Here is a 22,190-nt window from a genome sequence, read left to right as displayed (position 1 = left end):
CAAGGATTGAATAAATTTGAGCCAATTAAATAATCTATCGATTGAAGAATTAATTGAACCTATTACAGGTGATGCTGTAACGGGTGAAGATCCACGTTCTGATATCAGTCCAACATCTACCTATTACTTACTTAAAGATGTAAGAAGCACAGCACGGGCTAATGAACGAAAAGCGTTAATAGACGAAGAAGATGTACTTTCTGTCGCTATTGAGTGGCGCCCAATCTTTGAACAAGTGCCAGATATCACTAGAGATAAAGCCAAAGATCTCGAGTACATCGCTTGGTTTATTGAAGCTGCATGCCGTTTACATGGCTTTAAGGGATTAAGTTTTGGTTTTACCTTGGCCGCTGAATTAATTGAGCGCTATTGGGAAAACTTATATCCAATACCTGACCCAGACGATCTTGAAGAACGAATTGCGCCATTAATTGGTTTAAACGGTGTTGAAAGCGAAGGTTCATTAATTCAGCCAATCAAAACTATTCCCATCACAGAAGGGGCGTTCGCTTACTCAACTTGGCAATATGAGCAAGCATTAGAGGTCGATAGGTTAGATAGCGACAAACAAGAAAAACGTTTCGATGCGGGTGCTATATCACTTGAAGAAGTTGAGTTAAGTATTAAGGAAACATCAGATAGCTTTTTTATTGAACTTGATGCTGATGTCAATGCTGCAATCGCTGCATTCTCAAGGTTGTCGGAAGTCATGGATACTGCGATGGGAGGTTTACCACAACCGACGAGCTATATTCGAAAAGCATTAGAAGCCTGTGCGCTTCAAATTCATACGATAACCGAACCTATTTTAGCTAAGAGCCAAACGTCTTCAATATCTACGGAAGTTGAAGCAGAAACTGATGACGAAGTAACGGCACAAAGCGGCTCGACTGGCATTGAGCAACAGCTAAATTCTCGCGCTCAAGCTATTGAGAATTTGGAGAAAATCGCAGAATTTTTTAAGAATACTGAGCCACATTCACCGATGTCCTATGCCATAGAGCAAGTCATTAGGTGGAGTGATCTGAGTTTACCTGAGTTGTTACAAGAATTAATCCAAGATGGAGAAGCGAGGAATGGCTTCTTTAAATTATCTGGAATAAAAACTGAAGAATAATCTGTAATCGATTACTCACAATTTTATTGAAAGGAGTTCAAATGAGTGTACATGATAGATTAAAGCGAGTGAGAAAACCCCGCGTCCATATTACCTATGATGTAGAAACAGAAGGTACAGTTGTAAAAAAAGAGCTGCCTTTTGTGATTGGTATTACAGGTGACTTTACTGGTCATAACACTGAAGATTTAAAACCATTAAAAGACCGTCGTTTTGTACAAATCGACCGTGATAACTTTAATGACGTGCTAAAGCGCATGAGCCCAAAGTTAAATATCTCTGTGAAAAATACGTTAGCTGATGATGATTCTGAAATGAATGTCGATTTAGAGTTCAAGAGCATGGAAGACTTTGAACCTGCAGCGATCGTCAATCAAGTTGAGCCTTTGAAAAAGTTAATGGAAACACGTAACAAATTGCGTGATCTGATGACTAAAGTAGACCGCTCAGAGAATCTTGAGAATATTTTAGAAGACGTATTAAACAATACCACTAGCTTAGACAAACTAGCCGGTGAACTAAATCTTAAAGGAGCTGAATGATGAGCACGGATGCCGCTACATTAGAGCCTGTAAACGAAGAAACACTGAGTGTGTCGATTCTTGACCAAGCGATAGATGCTACGAAACAAACTGATTCAACACGTGCTGAAGAGCTTATTCGCTCTTTGACTGAAGAAGCGTTGAAAGGGACAGTTCAGTGGGATAAAAACTTAACTGTGACGTTTAACAAAGCGATTGATAGTTTGGATGAAGTTATTTCCAAACAGCTTGCAGCGATTATGCATAATGATGAGCTGCAAAAATTAGAAGGAAGCTGGCGTGGTCTTCATCACACAGTCAAGAACTCTGAAACCAACGCGACATTAAAAATCCGTGTAATGAGCTTATCTAAAAAAGAGCTTCATAAGGATTTAAGTAAGGCTGTTGAGTTTGATCAAAGCCAAATGTTCAAGAAAATATATGAGTCTGAGTTCGGAACACCAGGTGGCGAACCTTATGGTTGTTTAGTCGGCGATTATGAATTTACTAATCATCCATCAGATATTGAAACCTTATCTTTAATGTCTAATGTGGCTGCTGCTGGCTTCTGCCCATTTATTTCTGCTTCTGGTTCATCGTTATTTGGATTTGATGACTGGACAGAATTAAGTAAACCACGTGATCTTGAAAAAGTATTCGAATCATTAGAGTACACACAGTGGCGTTCATTCCGTGACAGTGATGATTCACGCTTTGTGACCTTGACTATGCCACGAGTACTTGCGCGTTTACCTTACGGTAGTGCAACTAAACCAGTAGAAGAGTTCTGCTACGAAGAGTTTGAAATGGATGCGGCAAGTGGCCGTTCTAAAGTTGCAGCTCATGATGATTATTGCTGGATGAACGCAGCATATGTTATGGCAACCAATATGGGTCAAGCATTTAGCCAGTATGGTTTCTGTACTGCGATTCGTGGAGCAGAAGGTGGGGGTAAAGTTGAAGGCCTACCTGCTCATGTCTTTACCAGTGATGATGGTGACCCAGACTTAATGTGCCCAACTGAAATCGGTATTACAGACCGTCGAGAAGCAGAGTTAAGTAAACTTGGTTTCTTACCATTATGTCATTACAAGCATACTGATTATGCCGTATTTTTTGGTGCACAAACCTGTCAAAAACCACAAATCTTTTCTAGTCACGATGCAACGGCTAATGCTGCAATTTCATCTCGACTACCTTACTTAATGGCAACGTCTCGCTTTGCACATTACTTAAAAGTAATGGCTCGTGACAAGATTGGTAGCTTTATGGAAGCCGATGATGTTGAAGCATGGTTAAACCGTTGGATCCTTTCTTTTGTCAATGCATCAGAAGGTGGCGGACAAGATATTCGTGCCAAATATCCATTAGCTGACGCAAAAGTGGAAGTGAAGGAAATCCCTGGTCAACCGGGCTCTTATAATGCTGTAGCTTGGTTACGTCCTTGGTTGCAAATGGAAGAGTTAACTGCATCACTACGTCTAGTGGCGAAAATTCCTAAAGTAGGATAATCACTGACAGTGACCCTCATTTGTTTTCAAGGATAGAAACAAACGATGACGCAAGAAACCATTTCATTTGTTACAAGTGAAATTTTCAATGATGACGCAGGCTTTAAACATCCTGTGTCATCAACACCACAAAAGCTGAAAAATAAACATCTTGTTGAACGATTCCTTCGTGAATCAGACTCAACCCGATCGTTATTATTGTGGCTTGAAAACTCGCGTCATTCTTTAACTCAGTTTGACAAGCACTCAGTGCTACCTCTTTTATTAAAAGCGGTAGATCTTATCGATAAGCAGCTCGAGCAACAAATTAATAGCATTATCCACAACAAAGCTTTTCAGTCATTAGAGGCGAGTTGGCGTGGCGTGTTTTATCTTGTAGAGCAGCAAGAGTTACATGATAAAGATCAGAAAGTTAAAGTAAAAATTCTCGATTGTTGTTGGCAGACGTTATCTAAAGATATCAATCGGGCTATTGAATTTGACCAAAGCGAATTTTTCAAACTCATTTATAACAATGAATATGACATGTCTGGAGGCGAACCCTTTGGCACGCTTATTGGTGATTATCAGCTTAGCCATAAATCTAGGCCAGGTGTTGCGACTAATGATATAGATGTTTTAAAAGACATATCACGCACCGCTGCAGCAGCTTTTGCTCCTTTCATTACATCGGCATGCCCAACATTATTTGGTGTTGATGACTTCTCGGATTTGTCGGCTCACATGAATATTGAAAAAATATTCGAGCAAACTGAATACGTAAAGTGGAACTCACTTCGTGAAATGGATGATTCGAGGTTTATTGGACTCACCATGCCGCACATACTGATGCGATCGCCATATTTAATTGACGGGACGCGCAGTGAAGGGTTCAAGTTTAAAGAATCAATAAAGCACCCAAAGACTGATCACTTATGGGGAAATGCTGCTTACGCCTTTGGTGGCGTATTAATCCGCTCATTTAGTGATTCAGGTTGGTTTGGCCATATTCGAGGCTTAGAGCCTGGTAGTCGTAAAAAAGGGCTAGTGTGTGACTTAGCTGTTAGCCAGTATGAAACTGACTTATACCGCAAGCGTAAGAAACCGTCAGTGGATTTACTTGTCAGTGATAGAGCTGAAAAGTCATTTTCTGACCAAGGTTTTATTCCATTGTCTCCCGTTTCAGGCTGCGAACATTTAGTGTTTTACAGCAATGCATCAGCCCAGAAACCCATAAAGTACGAACGTTTGGAAGACACCATCAATGCCAAACTATCAACCATGCTGCAATATACGCTTTGCGTATCTCGGTTTGCACATTACATCAAAGTGATAGGTCGAGAAAAAATCGGTTCACTGAGCTCTGCAGAGGCTTGTGAGCGAGATATACAACTATGGCTTCATAATTACACGACTGCATCCGATGTGTCTTCTGACGATGTTCGAAGCAAATATCCCTTAAGAAATGCCCAAGTACAAGTAAAGGAAATGCGCGGAAAACCAGGGCATTTTTACTCAATTATTCAATTACAACCCCATTTTCAATTAGATCAGATGGTTTCTAGCATTAAGTTAGTGACTGAGCTGACCTCAAGGAATTAATTAATAGGTATCACATGAAAAAAATACAACAGATGCTGCAAAGTGGTCAGCTACAAGAGTCAATTAAATATGTAGAAGCTCAGTTAAGAGAAGACCCAATGAATGTTGATTTAAAAAGTGCATTCATTGAACTGCTTTGCATTAACGGTGAACTTGAGCGTGCTGACAAGCAGCTTAATCTTCTTGTGCAAAAACATCCTGATTTCTTAATCGGTGCTTCAAACTTGCGTCAATTAATTCGTGCAGAGCAAAGTAGACAGGATTATATGCAAGGCAACTCAGTACCTAAACTGTTCGCTGACTCTGATGATCACGTTGAAGCGCTAATGAAGTTACGTTTAGCGTTAACTGATGCCCAAAAAGGCAATGATACTGCCAATGAAGTGGCTCAGTGTAGTCAAGGATTAGAAGCTCAACGCCCTCAAGTGAGTTTGTTATTAGACGATCAAGTTAATGAAGAGATAAGAGATTTGGATGACACCTTAGGTGGCTTTATAGAAATCTTCGGAACTGATGGCTATTACTATTTAGCGCAACTTTCAGAAATTGAATATATCAATTTTCAACCAGTTTCATCATTGGTTGAAACCGTCTGGAGACGTGTTGATCTAGCGATTAAAAACGGCCCAAGTGGCGAAGCACATATCCCACTTGTTTACGGTAATAGCGAAACAGATGCGCAAAAATTAGGTCGTGAAACGGATTGGCAAGAAGTCGCCACAGACGTTATGACAGGTAAAGGATTAAAAATGTGGTTTGCAGATGACAATGCACTGCCTTTGAATCAAGTGACTAAAATCCACACTCCCGTTTTACAGTAGGAAGTCATTTTGAGCCAAAACCAGCAACCTATTATGGCATCAGTACTTGATCGTTTAATCGATGATGCGCCAGATGAGCAAGATGTCAAAGATAGCCATAGAGGCCTTAATTTACGTCAGTTAAGAACCAATGTTCGTCGTGATTTAGAAAATCTGCTTAATGCAAAGTTACAGTGGCAAACTTGGCCAGAACATTTAAGCGAACTGGATCATTCTTTAATGAACTATGGCTTACGTGATTTTTCTTCTATGCCTGTTGCAAGCCTCGATGGGCGCCAACTTCTGTGTAAACAGGTTGCTGACACGATTAAACGGTTTGAGCCTCGATTTCTTGAAGTCATGGTTGAAGCGGTAGATAACGAGCAACCATTAGATCGGGTATTAAGGTTAAAGATTAATGCACTTTTATATGCGGATCCTGAACCTGAATTTATTACATTTGACTCAGAAGTTGAACCAGTTCATCTGGCGATGATTGTGAATGAGGGGGCGTTGTGAACCAAGAATTATTAGAATATTACAACCGAGAGTTAGCATTTATTAGGCATATGGGCTCGGAGTTTGCAGAGCAATACCCTAAGGTCGCTGGTCGATTAAGGTTAAGTGATGAACATGTCGAAGATCCACATGTGTCGCGACTTATCGAAGCTTTTTCGCTACTAACAGCGCAAGTAAGGCAGAAGTTAGATGACAGTTTCCCTGAATTGACAGAAGCGTTATTAGGTCAACTGTATCCTGATTATCAAGCACCAATTCCTTCAATGTCAGTGATAAAAGTCACCACAGAAAACTTGTCGACAACAGGAGTACAGCTACCTAAAAATACTAAGGTTGATACTCAAGTTGATGGTATGAAGCCATGTCATTTTCAAACATGTTACGACATGAAACTGTGGCCAATTGAAGTGCAAAAAGTGCAATTTCAAAATGCTCCATTCAATGCGCCAGAACCTCAATGGCCAGAACGGGCTAAAGCCATTATCAAACTGGATATAGCATGTGAGTTTGAAGAAATTAGCATGCCGAGTTTAGGTGTTAACAGATTGAGATTTTTCTTGAATGGTCAGGACCATCAAACTTTCCAATTATACCAATTACTGTTTCAACATAGCTTAGGCTTTGCCTTAGTGAATGAAGACCAATCTGTGTGTCATTTCTTAACTCAGCGGCATTTAAAGTCGGTGGGTTTTGAAGATGATCAGCAAGTCATACCATACAGCCAACGCAGTAGCGCTGGATACCGTATGTTACTTGAAAACTTTATTTTTCCTGAAAAGTTTTTATTTTTTGATATTGATGATATTGAAGGAAAGTGGCAAGGGATCAACGATAAGTTTTCGCTTTATATCTATTTAAAAGAAGGCTCGCAAGACCTTGAAAAACAAGTTACAGCGAATCACTTTTTGCTCGGGTGTACTCCAGTCATAAATTTATTTGAGCAAAAACTTGAGCCTGTCAGTATCGATGCATCTCAATATGAATATAAACTGGCAGCGCGTTATGCTGATGCAGAAGTTGCAGAGATAATCGGTGTTAAACAAGTCATTGCCTATGATCCTAAAGATAATCAAGTTGAGGTTACACCGTTTTACGGTGAATCCCACCCACAGTATTTAGGCCATGACAACTTATTTTGGCACTTAAGGCGAGAGTCATCGAGTTGGTCTGGAGGGTATGCAGAGCAGGGGACTGAATCCTATTTATCGCTGGTGGATCATAATTTTAAGGGCTTTAAAGCCGAAGAAGATTATGGCGCCTGGATACTGAGTATTAATGCTTTATGCAGTAACAGAAATCTACCCGCTCACCTGCCATTTGGCACCGATGAACCTAAAATGTTTGTGCCAGAACGTGCTGATATTATCAAACACGTAAAATGCCTTTTAGCACCAACCATGCCGGTGAGAGCTGCATTAAGCGATGCTTCTCGTTGGCAATTGGTCAGCCATTTATCTATAGACAGTTTTAGTGGCCCTGATGCGCTGACGCATTTAAAAGAAACGTTAAAACTGTATGACTTCAAATGCTCACCAGAGAATAAAAACTTGATTGAAAACATCTATCAAGTATCAGTGTCCCCCGATACTGCTAGGGTCAATCAAAATGGACGAATCAGTTTTTGCAGTGGTAGCCATATTGAAATTACGTTCATCAAAGATCATTACTCAGGTAGTGGAGTGTTCTTTTTTTGCAGCATTTTAGACCATTTCTTTGCCCAGTTTTCTGTTGTAAATAGTTTTACGCGTTTAAGCATGAGGTTTAAAGATCAAGATGCCATCACGCATACGTGGCCAGCTCGTTCTGGAAATAGGCCATTACTATGACAATGAGCACAGAAGTAGACTTTGATGAGTTAATCAATCAGTCGGCGAACATGAGTGCACCTGCAAAACAGTTACAAGCGATTGCTGATTCACCGACAGAGCATGACTTTTATCAGGCTGTATATCAATTTCAGCAGCAATTGCTTCAAGGAAAAGAGCAAGATCACAAAGTGGGCCATGATGCCATTCCATCAGAAGAGTTATTGCGGTTTAAGTCTGATCAACATTTGGGTTTTCCTGGGCAAGCAATCAGTAAAGTGAATTTAACCCAAGCAAGTGCTGCTAAAAAAATTGCTGCAGAAATGCATGTCTCCTTTATGGGGTTAACTGGCCCAAGTGGTGTGCTACCTCAACATTATACAGAGCTATTACTTGAACGATTGCGCTTAAAAGACACAGGTATGCGGGATTTTTATGATTTATTTAATCATCGCATCATCTCGTTATTTTATCGAGCATGGGAAAAGTATCGATTCTCTGTTAACTATCAACCGCTTCAAGATAGTCCGCCAGATAGTGTGTCAGCTTTCAATAATCAAAAAGACAGTTTTACGCATGTGCTGAGCCTGCTTAGCGGTAAAAAGTCGTTGAACTGTTATTACGGTGGTTTTTTGAATAGAAAAACGCCGAGTGCTGAATCACTTAGAATCATGCTGAAAGACTTTACTGGTTGTGAAGTTGAGATAGCGTCATTTCAAGGTCGTTGGCAGCAGCTTTCAGCCAATGAACAAACCAAGTTATCTTCCAGAGCAATGCCAGAAGGTCAGTACGCGCGTTTAGGTGTAGATGCGAGTATTGGCAGCCGAGTTTGGGATATTAATTCCAGTATTAGTATTCAACTCACACCTAAAGACGGTCAAACCGTTAGTGCATTCATGCCTGGTGAGAAGTGTTATCAGCCGTTAAAAGATCTCGTATCAAGCTATTTAGGCCAAACGGCGAAATTTAAAATTTATCTCGATGTAAAACAACAAGATGCTCCAAAAGCTCAGCTTTCAAAAGCGGCCGTGCCGTTAGGGTTAGGTTGTGGTTTATTAAGCCGAACCGAACATGGGCAACAAACAAAACGCTTAATGATTTAATTAATAAAGGATTATCAATATGTCAGCGATGACTTTAAGTAAGTTAGTAGGGAAACTTAATCCAACGTGTCGCCAGTCTTTAGAGTCTGCGGCCAGTGTGTGTCACAGCCGAAGTCAATTTACGGTAGAAATTGAACATTGGTTACTTGCGCTGTTAGAGGCTGAGTCAGGTGATTTAGATATCATTATGGCCAGTTTTTCAATCCAAAAAGACCAATTAATTCATGAAGTAAGGCAAGGCCTTGAGAAATTTAAAACAGGTAATAGCGCAGCGCCAAGTTTATCGCCGCATATTGTTAGTCTACTGAGACAAACTTGGTTAAATACCAGTATTGAATTTAATGATAATGAAATCAGAACCGCTTATTTGATTTTCACATTATTGACCGATGACTCGTTAAACTCGTTAGTTTCTCGTTCAGCGAAACAGCTGTTCAAAATCGATTCAGCGCAATTAAAGCACGCATGGCCACAACTTGAGAGACAATCTACTGAGCATAAAGTATCAAGTAGTGATATTGAAGAGACTCAGGCAATGGAAAATGCACCCAGTAAAACGCCGAGTTTAGATCAGTTTACCCAAAATTTAACGCAGCAAGCTGAAGCAGGAAAAATTGATCCTATTCTAGGTAGAGATAACGAAATTCGTCAGATGATCGATATTTTAACCCGTCGTCGCCAAAATAACCCTATTTTAACTGGTGAAGCAGGTGTGGGTAAGACAGCGGTAGTTGAAGGGTTAGCGTTAAAAATAGCCCAAAAAGAAGTGCCATTAGCGTTACAAAATGTCCGTATTCATACTTTGGATTTAGCCCTGCTACAGGCCGGAGCGGGTGTTAAAGGTGAATTTGAAAATCGCTTAAAAGCACTGATTAACGAGGTTAAAAACTCGGTTAAACCCATCATTCTATTTATCGATGAAGCGCATACCATGATTGGTAGTGGAGGGCAGGCAGGCCAAAATGATGCTGCAAATCTTTTAAAACCAGCATTAGCTCGTGGTGAACTTCGTACAATTGCTGCTACAACATGGGCTGAATATAAGAAGTTTTTTGAAAAAGATGCAGCGTTAACTCGACGTTTTCAGGTGGTTAAAATTGAAGAACCTGAACCAGAACAGGCTATAGCAATGATGCGAGGTTTGCTACCTGTTATGGAAAGTCACCATAAGATCTTGGTGTCAGATCAGGCGCTTTGTGCAGCTGTTAATTTATCACATCGTTACATTACCGGCAGGCAGCTACCAGATAAGGCGGTAAGTTTGCTGGACACGGCATGTGCACGCGTTGCAATGAGTCAGGCTTCAACACCAGGCAGTGTCGAATCATTACAAAGACAAATTCAGCAACTTGAGACGCAAATTGATATTTTAACCCGAGAACAGAAAACGGGTACCGATCATAAGAAAATCATTAGCGAGTTAAATAAAGAGCAAAAAACGTTAGAGAAAGCACTTAAGCCTTTAATGAAGCAATGGGAAACCGAACTTAAAACAGTGGAAACCATTGCAGAATTAGTGACCAAAATCCAAGAGGGAGAGGAAGATTCTGATCAGTTAGTTGCCGAACTCACGACGCTAAAACAACAATTAGCAAGCACCAAACAACCTATGGTGCATTGGCAAGTTGATGAGCAACTGGTTGCAGAAGTGATTTCAGACTGGACCGGGATCCCTGCTGGTAAAATGCAGGATGATGAAATTACCAATGTGCTCAATCTAAAGGACATTATGGCTAAACGAGTTATTGGTCAGGATCATGCCTTGGACTTGATTGCTAAGACAGTGCAAACGTCGCGAGCGCAGTTAGGTGATGAGAAACGCCCAATAGGGGTGTTCTTATTGACGGGGCCAAGTGGTGTAGGTAAAACAGAAACGGCATTAACTTTGGCAGAGCATGTTTATGGTAGTGAAGATAACGTGACTGTGATCAACATGTCTGAATTTAAAGAAGAACATAAAGTTTCTTTACTATTAGGTTCACCTCCTGGTTATGTGGGTTATGGCGAAGGTGGTGTGCTAACAGAGGCTGTTCGTCGTAAGCCTTATAGCGTTATTTTATTGGATGAAATGGAAAAAGCGCACCCTGGTGTACAGGATATTTTCTATCAAGTATTCGATAAAGGCATGATTAAAGATGGTGAAGGGCGAGATATTGATTTTAAAAATACAATTATCATCATGACTTCTAATGCTGGGACAGATACAACTATGTCTTTATTTGAAGATGAGCAAACGGCGCCTTCAATCAATGGTTTAAGAAAGGCTTTACAAGATGACTTGCTGACTTACTTTAAACCCGCATTTTTAGGACGAACCAATGTGGTTCCATATATTCCATTAACTCAAGACATGTTGAGTGAAATTACTAAATTACAGTTAGCGAGAGTTGGTCATCGCCTTGCGGGTCATTATCAGGCGAAGTTTAGTTTTACCGATGACGTTGTAAGTAAGATCGTTTCGATGTGCCAAGATGCAGGTTCTGGAGCCAGAAATGTTCACAATATTTTACAAAACTCAATGTTACCTGAACTCTCAGTACAAATATTACAGAATATGGCGACCAATAAAAAAATAAATAATGTCAAAGTTAATGTAAGTAAGGAAGAATTTACCTATAAAGTATAAATTTAATTTTTTTAAAGTAAGAGATGACTTACAAAATATAATTATTAGGTATTAGTTAGCCAGTGTTAATAATAACAAATGATAAGGGTTTATATAAAGCTTTATTGTAGTAGGTTCTTATAAGTGTCTGAATTAATATCTTTTAATTATTTTTGTAAATTATTAACTCTTGTTTTGTAAGGTCGATTGATTTAAAAAAAACCTTTGTTATAATCTTTTGGCTTTAAAAATATATATCTACTTTTATCAATAAATAATACTTTTGGGTGTTATTTGTTAGTAAGTGCATTTTTAATAAATTGAAATATTAAGTTTGTTATTAAACTTATATAAAACTGTCCATTAATGGATGACAATCACGCAAAAGGAGCATTAATAATGCAAGCGAACACGTATTTAGATTATGAAGGTATTAAAGGCGAAACTACTGCTGAAGAATTCAAAGACATGATTACTGTGTTATCAGTAGATTGGAATGTTAGCCGTGAAATTACTTCTTTTACTGGTACTGCAAAAGACCGTGAAGCGAGCTCTACACGTTTAGGTGATGTAACTATCACTAAATTACAAGATAATGCCTCTACTGATCTTTTCAAAGAAGCAACTATCGGTAAAGGTAAAAAAGCTATTTTCCATGTGACCAAGCAAGGTGACAAAATTGAAGAAATCATGCAAATCGAATTAACTGATGCAATGATCTCTAGCTACAGTGTTTCAGTTCATGGCGATCGTCCAGTAGAAACTATCACTATCAGTTACACTGAAATGATGATGGCAGTAACGCCTACTGATGATAAAAACAACATTACTGCAGCGCTACGTTACGGCTACAGCGGTGTTAAAGGTCAACAAATGTAATCCATTTGCGATCTTAATCTTGAGGGAACGTCAGTTTCCTCAAGATCTTAATTCTTAATGACTGAGGCAAGGAATGCTAAAGGCGACTCAAAAAAATAATATAATCAGTATCAGCACCCCATTAGGTAAAGACACGCTATACCTAACGCATCTTACTGCCACAGAAGCCATTTCTCAGTTATTTTCTATCAATGTGTCCATGTTTACCGTTGGAACACAAATTAGTTTAGATAGCCTTGTGGGCAAAAATGTTTGCATCACTTTACGCAACGCAGAAAGTGATGGAGCTGCTCGATATTTTCATGGTTTAGTCAGTCACTTAGAATCAGCTGGCATGCGAACTGCTGCTTCCGATGTATCCCAAGATTATATTGATTATCAAGCTGTTATCGTGCCTAGAATGGCATTGATGAAAAAGCGCAGTAACTGCAGAATTTTTCAAAACATGTCAGTAATCGATATTATTAGTGACTTGTTTGGTCAACATAAAGTTGCCTTCCAAAATAAAACCACGCGCACATACCCTAAATACGAATATTGTGTTCAGTACCTTGAATCTGATTTAGATTTTGTATGCCGTTTATTACAGCAAGAAGGTATTTTCTTCTTTTTTGAACACAGCGTGAGTGCACATACCTTAGTACTTGCCGATGATATTACAGCTTATAAACCTTGTGCAGAAGAGAAAGTACGTTGTTTTTCTGGTCATTTAGCAGAGTCACACGTTGCTCACTGGCAAGGCGGTATGAGTATGGTGAGTGGCGGCTTTATGCAAAAGGGTTATGATTATGAACAACCCAAATTATATCCGTCAGGCAGCCATGCCAATGCCAGTTTACCTGATCAAAGTACACTTGAAGTTTACGACTACCTTGGCGAATCAGAGTTAAATAAACGTGCACAGCCATTTGCTAATAATCAACTAGAAGCATTACAAAAAGATATGAATAAATGCAGTGGTCAAGGCGACTGCCGCAGCTTTAGTGTAGGTAAATTTTTTAGTTTTAAGGATCACGAAAACAGCAGTTATAAAGGTAAGAGTTTTCTTATTACTGCCCTAAGGACATCTGCAACACAGCCTAACCAATCTGGCGCTGGTCAATCGGCTTCAATTGGTGTTTATCAAAATGATTTTGAATGTGTGCCTAAATCAACTCCGTATCGGCCAACACTTCAAATCAATAAACCGCTTATCAATGGAGTGCAAACTGCAGTCGTTACTGGAGAATCTGGTGATGAACAGCATATTGATAAATTTGGCCGAGTTAAGGTGCAATTTCATTGGGATAGAGATGGTGAATTTAATAGTAAAAGTTCATGCTGGATCCGTGTTGCCCAAAGTTGGGCTGGTAATAAATGGGGCGCTTTCTTCTTCCCAAGAGTAGGTCAAGAAGTCTTAGTTGAGTTTATTAATGGCGATCCTGATCAACCAATAATCAGTGGCGCAGTTTATAACGCGGATCTAATGCCACCCTATGCTTTACCGGCTAAAAAAACGCAGTCAGGAATTAAATCGCGTAGCACTAAAGAGGGCGGCGCAGATAATTTTAATGAATTACGCTTTGATGATGAAAAAGGTAAAGAGCTGTTCTTTTTACAAGCAGAAAAAGACCATCAATTAAATGTTAAGAACGATCAGAAAGATACTATCGGCAATGATAGATTTTTAGACATTGTTAATAATGACAGCGGCAAAATTGGTAATGATAGAACCACTGAAGTGGTCAATAACGATACACTCAAAGTCGGTAAAGACCGTAGCGATGATATTGGCAGTAACGACACGCTTAAAGTGGGCAAAGCGCTTAATATCGAAGCAGGGAAAGAAGTCGTGATTAAAACGGGTAGTGCCTCGATTAAAATGAGCAGTGATGGCTCGATATCAATAGAAGGTACCAACATTCAAATTAAAGGTACTAATGTGAAAGTAAACGGTACCAGTATTGCGTTGAAAGCAGCGCAAATTAAGTTGAATTAACAATGCAAATTTCAAGTTACCCTGGCGTTGGATTAACGGGTGCGTTTTGTCGTGGCCACGAGTTGATTTGCCAATTTGGTTATCGGTATTTGATTTGCAAACCCGTTGATAAACCTCAAGACCCACTATTGGATATACCTGATAAGACCTATGTAACTAGTACAACCTATGGTGAACAATTCTTAACTAATCGTCATATGTGGCGTAATCATCAGGATGTAATTAGCCATATTTACAACTATTTAATGAATGACGAGTATGCATCAGGAAGGGGTGAGCAAATAAAATTAATCAAAGAAATAGCGGTAGCCTTAATGCAACAAGACTTGCTCGTTATACCGTTAGAAAGTGATTAATACCCTGCCGATAGCTCCAATGTAAGACTAACTATTCAAGGAAGATTTTATGGGAATGCCCGCAGCTACACTGACATCTATGCATGTATGCCCAAAAACTAACCCAGGCCCAGTCCCACATGTAGGCGGACCTGTCATTATGGGCTCAGGAAACGTGCTTATTGGTTCTATGCCTGCTGCTCGTAAAGGTGACAAGTTAATTTGTGTTGGCCCACCAGATACAATCAACGCAGGTTCAAGTTCGGTACTGATTAATGGAAAACCCGCAGCGAGACTCGGAGACAGTACTGCCCATGGAGGTAAGATTGTAGTAGGAAACCCTACTGTAATGATTGGATAGTATGAGCAAGGATTGCGTTGAATGAACTTGATTGAGAATTTTGAACTTCTCTTAGCACAACGACAAATATTAATGTCGTCGTTTCAGTGTGCCCCTAAAAATGTTGAAGATAACACCCGATCTTTATTAGTCACACTCAATATGATCCAGCAGCAAGCTCACGAAGAACATAATAGCGAAGCATTTCTCTGTGCTAATAGCGTCGTTGAAATAGTGACAGCGTTTGAAAATGATGTGTATTTCAGTACGGAAAATCAGTTGGTTGTTTTGCAACTACTGTTGCAAATTCATCTCAAACAAAGAACCCACGACCAAGCAAAAGTATTTGAATTATTATTAAATAACAATCAAATAGATTTAAATAAATACATCCCTAGTTTAGCACTAGTGGCTTGCCAGTTTGGTGTTGAAGGTTTGCAGTTCTCGATGGTTGGTAAAACGCCTGAACAAATTAACCAATATATTTTGTTTTGTATCTACCGAGGTAAACGACTAAAAAGTATTGCAGGTATTGCCTCACTAAATCTTACGCCGCTGAATGCACTATATGCAGAAATGTTGTTAGAAGAAATTTCTGAGCCATTAGCGCTATATAGCCGTTTTGTTGAAAATGAATATTGCCATAGCCCTTTGTTTGAAATATTTGTAACCTCTCTTGATGAGCAGGTTTTAACTCAAATTTTCAATTTAATGAGTCGTGATGAAAACCTCAATGATAGAGTGATTCAGCTTATGGGTTTTTCAGGTTTTGGTAAATTTGTGCCATTTTTAGCAAAAGCAATGCAGCACCCCGCTAAGACATTAATTGCTTTTGATGCTTTAAGAACGCTTTTAGGCCCTGGACTTGACTCGTCAATTCCTTACCAAAGACAGTTTGAAGAAAACACACAAAGACGCGCTGAATTTCTACAATTTTATAGCGCTAAGTTACTTAATCGCTGGCAATTATATGCGCCAGATACACCTGGAGTTCGCCTACTCAATGGCGTGGAAGTTAGCCTAGAAACGGTCGATAAAATACTGCTTAAATCGAGCCCTGTTCATCAAAGGGTGGCTAAATTACATCAGCTTAGATTAACCGGTGAAGTGCGAACTTCGTCAATGACTATAAAGTTGGCCTCATGATTATTAATGTACTCGAATCAGAGTTAATCGTAGGTCAATGCGATAATCAAATGCAGTTGATTAATTTACCTTATACAGAAGGGCTCGATTTCAATCTGCAATTACCTAACGGAACTCAATTAGTCTCAGGTATGCGCAGTGATCTAAGTGCGAAATGTAAATTAACACGCATTATCGAACTGCTAAGTAAGCTGCCTATAACTGATGCCAGCGCATGGACGCCATATGAACACAATCCTGTTTTTTGGTTGTTACCTAATTTAGCACCTGAAATGTTAACTCAGTGGGTAAACGAATTACATCAAGCTTTTCCTCATTGTTTTGAACACCCTAATGGGCGCATTTTTCCTATGGGAAGTGCATCTTTACCTATTGCGTTTGAGGCGGCTAAGACGATGGGAAGCCGTGTTGACTCGATTGTCTTTATCGCAGTGGATAGTTTGTATTTTGATATGCCTGAACTTTATCGAACTGGACAATTGATTAATGCAGATATTGATGAAGGCATTAGGCCTTCTGAGGCCGCGATAATGACTAAGGTTCAAGTCTCCACTGCAGAAAAAACACCACTAGGGCTACATGTGACTGATGTATTTCAAGACGCTGCTACCCAGGTTCAATTAACACAATCAATTAAGCGTTTATTTACTCAGCTTACAGAGCAAGATGAATCAAGTTTACTAAAACAATTATATTTCCCCGGTGATAATCAAACCACCCAAGATAGCTGGCTTAATGCCTATGAGCAGCTAGCGGGAAAAATAGATCAAGATACCCAAATTACTCAAACTAATTATTACACTGGGAATATTGGTGCCGCAGCGGGTTTATATAATTTATTACACGTATTTAATCGCTATAAAGAACAAGCTTTGTCAGGAGTAAGCGTTCAGTTAGAGGTTTCTGAGGAACGTTACCTTGGCCTGTTAAGGTATGAGTGGCTAGGTTGCAGCGGTGAAGCAAATGGCTAATCAGAATCAAATGCAGCCTGTATGGCTGACAACGCATTTAGCTGTTTTTAACATTAGTCTCATGGATAGAGAAGGCGTTAGTACCAATGACGGTCAGTAATTTTTATTTTAATGGTTTCAATCGGCATATCGTTGTTGTTCCCAGCAGTGCATCAACACCTTCTGGTTTCCAGTTACAAACCTTTAGCCAAACTAATGAAATTGAGCAGTTGGTCAATGAAATAAGTCCTCATTTGGTACGTGATAGAAATGCCTTAATGCAAGGGCGCGCATTAGTATTGCAAGCGGGCTTGAATGCTTCGTTAAATCGAAAACAAATCGTCACCAAATTAAATGAAGCAATTTCACGTAACCTATTACGTGTTTATGTTGAAACGCCTAAAGCAAATATTCAAACTTCTACCGAAACGGCCTCACTCGGAAACAGCTCAAGTAAATCTAAAGCGCCTGTTTCAAGTAAAGGTAAGCAGACTGCACAATCAACTGAGTCTGGCACCATTGCGAATAAGACTCCAACTGAAGTACCAATTGATCAACAAGAATGCCGTAGTGATCCAGTGTCTATGTTATCTGGCGAGGAAATTTTACCGTTAACTGATTTTGAAATTAATGGCCTAATGCCGTTAACTTGGCGACGTTTATATCGCTCTAGTAAAGTTGAACGCAATGTTGGGCTTGGTTTTGGTTGGCGACATAACTTTAGCTTACAACTCAATCGCCAATATCAAGCTCCTCCCAAAGTGGGGCCGAAAAAGCCTGGTAAATACTGGTTTGAGCTCACTGATGAAGAAGGCCGAGTACATGTTTTTGACGAAGTTAAACGCGGCCAAACCAGTATTCAAAGTACGACAGGTTGGTCGTTAGTTCATCAAGCTGATGGTCGACAGGTATTATTAAAACCAGATGACAGTCATTGGGCGTTTAAAAAGCGTCAAGTTGACAATCAAGATGTGTGGTTACTAGAAACGATTAGTAATCACCAAGGCCAATATTTTCAGCTGTACTATGATAAGCAAGGCAAGCTTAATCAAATAACCACAGGGCCTAAACGCGGTGTTCTCCTTAGTTATAACGCCCAAGGTAACTTACTAAAAGTTGCTTCTTATATACTTAACGAGAAAGGTAATAAGCAGCAACACCCTGAACTCCTTGCAAGCTATCAATATGATGACCACCAAGCCTTAATTGCAGCTACTGACATGAATGGCCTAGTTGAACGATACAGCTATCATAAACCTAGCCAAACTCAGGGAGCCAAAGCTTCAACCCGAAGTAATCAAAAAACAACCTATTTATTAAAAGCCAGAACTCGAGCTTCAGGGTTTAGCCATCATTTTTTATGGAATGCTGAGAGCGTAAACGCTAAATGCATTGAGCAGTGGGGTGATAATGAGATCTATCACTACCATTTTTCTTATGAGTTACATCCAAATGGCATGCGAAGTGGTTGTATTGATTCTCTCGGAAATAAAGAAACATTCGTTCATAATTCTCAAGGTTTACTGATTGAACATCATAATGCTAATGGTGCGGTGACACGGCATCAATATGACAGTGTTGGGCGCAAAATAGCGACCATTGATGCAAACAATAATCAAACCCAATTCATATACAATACCTCAGGACAAATTGAAGCCATTATTCATGCTGATGGTGGTGTCACACAATTTGAATACAACCGTTTAGGTCAGTGTATTCTGACGCAAGATCCCATTGGCCGAACATTTACAAAGCAGTTTGATGCAACAGGGCGCATTTTATCTGAAAGTCATTTTGATGGTCGTCAGCGGTATTTTCAATACAATGATTTTGGACAAGTAACTCAAAAAACAGAGCTTGATGGTGTTATACATCGATATCATTGGGATAGAGATGGCGAATTATTAGCAACACAAATTGGCGATGCTTTAACTCGCTATAGTCATGATCGCTTAGGACGAGTAAATGCAACAATTAACCCGCAAGGTTTAGTTACTGAGTACATTCGCGACCTCAATGGGCAAATAATTGAAGAAAAAGCATACCCTCAAGATAAGCCTGAACAGGCAATTATCACCCAATATCAGTTTGATCAAGCAGGTAGAAAAATTAGTCAAAAATTATTGGCTGATGAAGCAGTTGTTGATGAAAACGCATCTGATTTAAATAATGCAAATCAGAGCGATATTGAAACGCTGCTTAGCTATGATGGATTAGCTCAACCGTGTCAACAAACTTTTGCAGATGGTAGCTGGCTTAAATTCTTCTATGATAAAGAGCGTAATTTAAACAAAATTGAGCGAAGTGATGGTGCTCAATATCGAATTGAATACACCCCGACAGAACAGCCAAAAAAATTAATCGGGTTTGATGGTCGCGAGCAAGTTTACCAATATGATGCCAATGATAAGTTAGTGGCAGTAAACGACAGTGACATTCGTTTTATTGAATTAAAGCGTGATGCACTAGGTCGTATTATTCAGCAAAGCAGTCATGTAAAACTTGATGCTAATGTTCATTCTGCTACGTTAAACACTCAAAATTTTTACCAATATGATGTCATTGGCAATATCACTCGCGCGCACAATCAGCATCGCACTCTAGAGCAAAAATATGACACTAAGGGTAGAGTCACTCAGGTCAATCAAGGTGCATGGCACTTATCTTATCAGTACGATGCTAAAGGTAATCGAAGTGGCTTAACCTTACCTGATGGAAGCCAAGTAAATTATCAATATAATCGTAATGGCCTGTTAGCGGATATTGGTGTTGTACTAACCGATAATCAGCAAACTATCGATATTGCTCAATATCAATATACAGATGCTGGCTTATTAGAGCACACAAGGTTAGGTAATCAACTCGAATCAACCCACACATATGATGCTTATTCAAGGCTTATTGAACAGCAGTGGCAACACGCTAAGTTTGCAGAAAGTGAAAGTGAAAGTGAAATTGAAAGCGAGAGCGAGAGCGAAGCAACAACTGTGTTAAGTTCACCGCTATTTGAACATCGACACTATCATTATGATAATCAGCACCAGCTTAAAGCATCTGAAAGTCAATTAAATTGCAATGGCGTGCAGGATGAGAATGATCCAAATGTCGATTTAACCCAATTTGAATACAATAAAATTAGCCAGTTGGTTAGCCATTCGCGAGAGAGTGAAGCAAAAGCATTAAGCGCGAATGGTAAAAGCAGTATTGCCTCTAACGCCATTGCTGTAAAACATCATCACAAAGAACAGTATCATTGGGATGCATTTGGCAACCCGACTCAACATATTCGTCAACATGACGCTCAGGTATTAACCACTGAACAAAATCGTCCTGATAAATCCATTCAAGATGTGGTTGTTAACAATGACCGACTAATGAGTATGGCAGGAGTGGATTATCGTTATGATGCCAGTGGTAATCAAATCTCTCAAATTGGAACGGGCAATAAACAACAGCGCAGTTTTAATGGCTTAAACCAGTTAATCCAAATTAATGATAATGGCAAACTGACGCAATATGAATATGATGCATTAGGTAGACGCAGCGCAAAAGTGACCGAGCAAGGCCGTACTGATTTTATTTGGGATAATAACCAGTTAATTGGTGAGTGTACCCGAGGAGAGTTCAGCTGGTACATCTATCGCCCAGAAAGTTTTGAGCCCGTAGCACTCATTAAACAAGGCAAGATTTACTATTATCATCTCGATCAACTTGGTACACCGATTTGCCTGACTGACTCGAGTGCGCAAACTGTATGGCGTAATCAGTTAGATGTGTTCGGAAAAGCCTTTGATACTGTTGTTAAAATCAAGGTTGCAAGAGATGATGAGTTTGAAAATTCGATAGTAAATCCTATCCGCTTTCAAGGTCAGTATTTCGATGACGAATCAGGCCTACATTACAACCGCTTTAGGTATTACAGCCCTGAGCAGGCTCGATTTATTCATCAAGACCCTATTGGTTTAGTTGGCGGAATTAACCATTATCAATATGCACCGAATCATGTGAATTGGGTTGATCCATTTGGGCTACTTTGTAAAGAAGGTCGAGAAGAGTTATCGGCCATGTTGGATACATTAGTCGGTAATGGTATTGATAAACAAACAAAAGAGAAGATACTGCAAAGTGCCATTGACAGCGCAGCTATCACAGACCCAGAGGCCAAATTAAAAATACAAAAGCCTGATGGGGTGAATAAATTAAATTACGCCTACACACTTGAATCGATGGATGAAGTGAATAACACCATAACAGTACAACGAAATATTGATGGACAAATAAAAGAAATGGATTTGACCATCGAAGAGTTCGCTGGCATGCATGAATTTGATGGTAAAGTGGTCGATGAAGCATGGGCAACCAAAGGCATAATTAAACAAAATAATGCAAGACCATTAATTTTAGCGAAAAAGAAACAAGGTTCCGAGGCGATACATATCCTCACAGAGGAAGAGAAAAAAGCATTAGCATCTCATCTAGTTGAACGTGATAAGGCGATAGCGCTGCGTGGCGAATACGGCACAAAAGCATACAATCAACAGATTTCCCCTATTAATAAAAGCACTGAGACGATTGGTGAAAAAGCTGCAGATATGGCCGTTAAAGCGCAATATCCAGGTTATGAACGGATTCATCCTGAGAGCTTAGATAGACCAAGCCCCGGAGCGGGGAGTTTTGATATGGTCTATCAGAATGCCAACGGCGATGTCATTATTGTCGAAGCAAAAGGAGGTAATAGTCCGTTAGGCAAAAAACAGATTGGTGATAGTGACTACCAACAAGGTACAACGGAATATGCTGAAGCGATAACGGAGGAAATTGGGGAACGAGATGAAGGCAGTACAGATAAAAAAGCGGCACTGGTAATTAATAAAGCATCAAAAAAGAATAAGAAGATTCAATATTTGCATATAGAAACTCCAATAGTGAGAACAGACAAAGTATCTGTGGTTAGTGAAGTAAAAATTTCAGAATTTGATATAGATTTTAGAAGGTAAAAA

Annotated in this window: 16 protein-coding genes; all 16 read left to right on the top strand. The window is 39.5% G+C overall.

What is annotated here, in order from left to right:
• Nucleotides 1-16: 16 nt before the first annotated feature.
• The 16 genes from tssA to AN944_RS04320 all read left to right on the top strand — a co-directional run bounded on the left by tssA (nucleotide 17) and on the right by AN944_RS04320 (nucleotide 22,187).
• Nucleotides 17-1,117 (top strand): type VI secretion system protein TssA, encoded by a 1,101-nt coding sequence (gene tssA, locus AN944_RS04395; protein WP_055023381.1) that lies wholly within the window; start codon nucleotides 17-19, stop codon nucleotides 1,115-1,117.
• A 41-nt stretch (nucleotides 1,118-1,158) separates the two neighbouring features.
• On the top strand, nucleotides 1,159-1,659 hold the full coding sequence (tssB, locus tag AN944_RS04390) for a type VI secretion system contractile sheath small subunit (protein ID WP_055023380.1): 501 nt from the start codon (nucleotides 1,159-1,161) through the stop codon (nucleotides 1,657-1,659).
• A complete protein-coding gene (tssC, locus tag AN944_RS04385; RefSeq protein ID WP_055023379.1) occupies nucleotides 1,659-3,149 on the top strand; it encodes a type VI secretion system contractile sheath large subunit in 1,491 nt (496 codons plus the stop codon). The genes tssB and tssC (AN944_RS04385) overlap by 1 nt, the downstream gene beginning before the upstream one ends.
• Nucleotides 3,150-3,194: 45 nt before the next feature.
• Entirely contained in the window at nucleotides 3,195-4,730 is a 1,536-nt protein-coding gene (gene tssC / locus AN944_RS04380; RefSeq protein WP_055023378.1) for a type VI secretion system contractile sheath large subunit, read from the top strand.
• Nucleotides 4,731-4,744: 14 nt separating this feature from the next.
• A complete protein-coding gene (locus AN944_RS04375) occupies nucleotides 4,745-5,551 on the top strand; it encodes a type VI secretion system accessory protein TagJ (protein ID WP_055023377.1) in 807 nt (268 codons plus the stop codon).
• Between the two features lie 9 nt (nucleotides 5,552-5,560).
• Nucleotides 5,561-6,049 (top strand): type VI secretion system baseplate subunit TssE, encoded by a 489-nt coding sequence (gene tssE / locus AN944_RS04370; protein WP_055023376.1) that lies wholly within the window; start codon nucleotides 5,561-5,563, stop codon nucleotides 6,047-6,049.
• Nucleotides 6,046-7,875 (top strand): type VI secretion system baseplate subunit TssF, encoded by a 1,830-nt coding sequence (tssF, locus tag AN944_RS04365; protein WP_055023375.1) that lies wholly within the window; start codon nucleotides 6,046-6,048, stop codon nucleotides 7,873-7,875. Before tssE ends, tssF begins: the two co-directional genes overlap by 4 nt.
• 2 nt (nucleotides 7,876-7,877) lie before the next feature.
• Nucleotides 7,878-8,957 (top strand): type VI secretion system baseplate subunit TssG, encoded by a 1,080-nt coding sequence (tssG, locus tag AN944_RS04360; protein ID WP_160319076.1) that lies wholly within the window; start codon nucleotides 7,878-7,880, stop codon nucleotides 8,955-8,957.
• 19 nt (nucleotides 8,958-8,976) lie between these two features.
• Nucleotides 8,977-11,583: a type VI secretion system ATPase TssH gene (tssH, locus tag AN944_RS04355; RefSeq protein ID WP_055023373.1), complete on the top strand. Its 2,607-nt coding sequence runs from the start codon at nucleotides 8,977-8,979 to the stop codon at nucleotides 11,581-11,583.
• A 378-nt stretch (nucleotides 11,584-11,961) separates the two neighbouring features.
• The gene (locus AN944_RS04350) at nucleotides 11,962-12,441 is read left to right on the top strand and encodes a type VI secretion system tube protein Hcp (protein WP_055023372.1); all 480 of its coding nucleotides are present in this window, start codon (nucleotides 11,962-11,964) and stop codon (nucleotides 12,439-12,441) included.
• A gap of 73 nt (nucleotides 12,442-12,514) precedes the next feature.
• Entirely contained in the window at nucleotides 12,515-14,419 is a 1,905-nt protein-coding gene (locus tag AN944_RS04345) for a type VI secretion system Vgr family protein (RefSeq protein ID WP_055023371.1), read from the top strand.
• A 2-nt stretch (nucleotides 14,420-14,421) separates the two neighbouring features.
• The gene (locus tag AN944_RS04340; RefSeq protein WP_055023370.1) at nucleotides 14,422-14,775 is read left to right on the top strand and encodes a hypothetical protein; all 354 of its coding nucleotides are present in this window, start codon (nucleotides 14,422-14,424) and stop codon (nucleotides 14,773-14,775) included.
• Nucleotides 14,776-14,824: 49 nt separating this feature from the next.
• Nucleotides 14,825-15,115, top strand: a complete 291-nt coding sequence (locus AN944_RS04335) for a PAAR domain-containing protein (RefSeq protein ID WP_055023369.1) — start codon at nucleotides 14,825-14,827, stop codon at nucleotides 15,113-15,115.
• Between the two features lie 21 nt (nucleotides 15,116-15,136).
• Entirely contained in the window at nucleotides 15,137-16,240 is a 1,104-nt protein-coding gene (locus AN944_RS04330) for a hypothetical protein (protein WP_055023368.1), read from the top strand.
• Entirely contained in the window at nucleotides 16,237-17,211 is a 975-nt protein-coding gene (locus AN944_RS04325; RefSeq protein ID WP_055023367.1) for a hypothetical protein, read from the top strand. The genes AN944_RS04330 and AN944_RS04325 overlap by 4 nt, the downstream gene beginning before the upstream one ends.
• Before the next feature lie 86 nt (nucleotides 17,212-17,297).
• A complete protein-coding gene (locus AN944_RS04320; protein WP_055023366.1) occupies nucleotides 17,298-22,187 on the top strand; it encodes an RHS repeat-associated core domain-containing protein in 4,890 nt (1,629 codons plus the stop codon).
• Nucleotides 22,188-22,190: the final 3 nt, after the last annotated feature.

This window comes from Shewanella sp. P1-14-1 (assembly GCF_001401775.1).
GTDB lineage: Bacteria > Pseudomonadota > Gammaproteobacteria > Enterobacterales > Shewanellaceae > Shewanella > Shewanella japonica.
Note: the sequence above shows the minus strand (reverse complement) of the source record. Positions and strands in the feature narration are given on the sequence as shown.

Bases quoted from the DNA above. Each gene is read 5' to 3' on its own strand.
- tssB (WP_055023380.1), top strand. From the start codon at position 1,159: ATGAGTGTACATGATAGATTAAAGCGAGTGAGAAAACCCCGCGTCCAT.
- tssC (WP_055023379.1), top strand. From the start codon at position 1,659: ATGAGCACGGATGCCGCTACATTAGAGCCTGTAAACGAAGAAACACTG.
- tssC (WP_055023378.1), top strand. From the start codon at position 3,195: ATGACGCAAGAAACCATTTCATTTGTTACAAGTGAAATTTTCAATGAT.
- AN944_RS04375 (WP_055023377.1), top strand. From the start codon at position 4,745: ATGAAAAAAATACAACAGATGCTGCAAAGTGGTCAGCTACAAGAGTCA.
- tssG (WP_160319076.1), top strand. From the start codon at position 7,878: ATGAGCACAGAAGTAGACTTTGATGAGTTAATCAATCAGTCGGCGAAC.
- tssH (WP_055023373.1), top strand. From the start codon at position 8,977: ATGTCAGCGATGACTTTAAGTAAGTTAGTAGGGAAACTTAATCCAACG.
- AN944_RS04350 (WP_055023372.1), top strand. From the start codon at position 11,962: ATGCAAGCGAACACGTATTTAGATTATGAAGGTATTAAAGGCGAAACT.
- AN944_RS04345 (WP_055023371.1), top strand. From the start codon at position 12,515: ATGCTAAAGGCGACTCAAAAAAATAATATAATCAGTATCAGCACCCCA.
- AN944_RS04340 (WP_055023370.1), top strand. From the start codon at position 14,422: ATGCAAATTTCAAGTTACCCTGGCGTTGGATTAACGGGTGCGTTTTGT.
- AN944_RS04335 (WP_055023369.1), top strand. From the start codon at position 14,825: ATGGGAATGCCCGCAGCTACACTGACATCTATGCATGTATGCCCAAAA.
- AN944_RS04330 (WP_055023368.1), top strand. From the start codon at position 15,137: ATGAACTTGATTGAGAATTTTGAACTTCTCTTAGCACAACGACAAATA.
- AN944_RS04325 (WP_055023367.1), top strand. From the start codon at position 16,237: ATGATTATTAATGTACTCGAATCAGAGTTAATCGTAGGTCAATGCGAT.
- AN944_RS04320 (WP_055023366.1), top strand. From the start codon at position 17,298: ATGACGGTCAGTAATTTTTATTTTAATGGTTTCAATCGGCATATCGTT.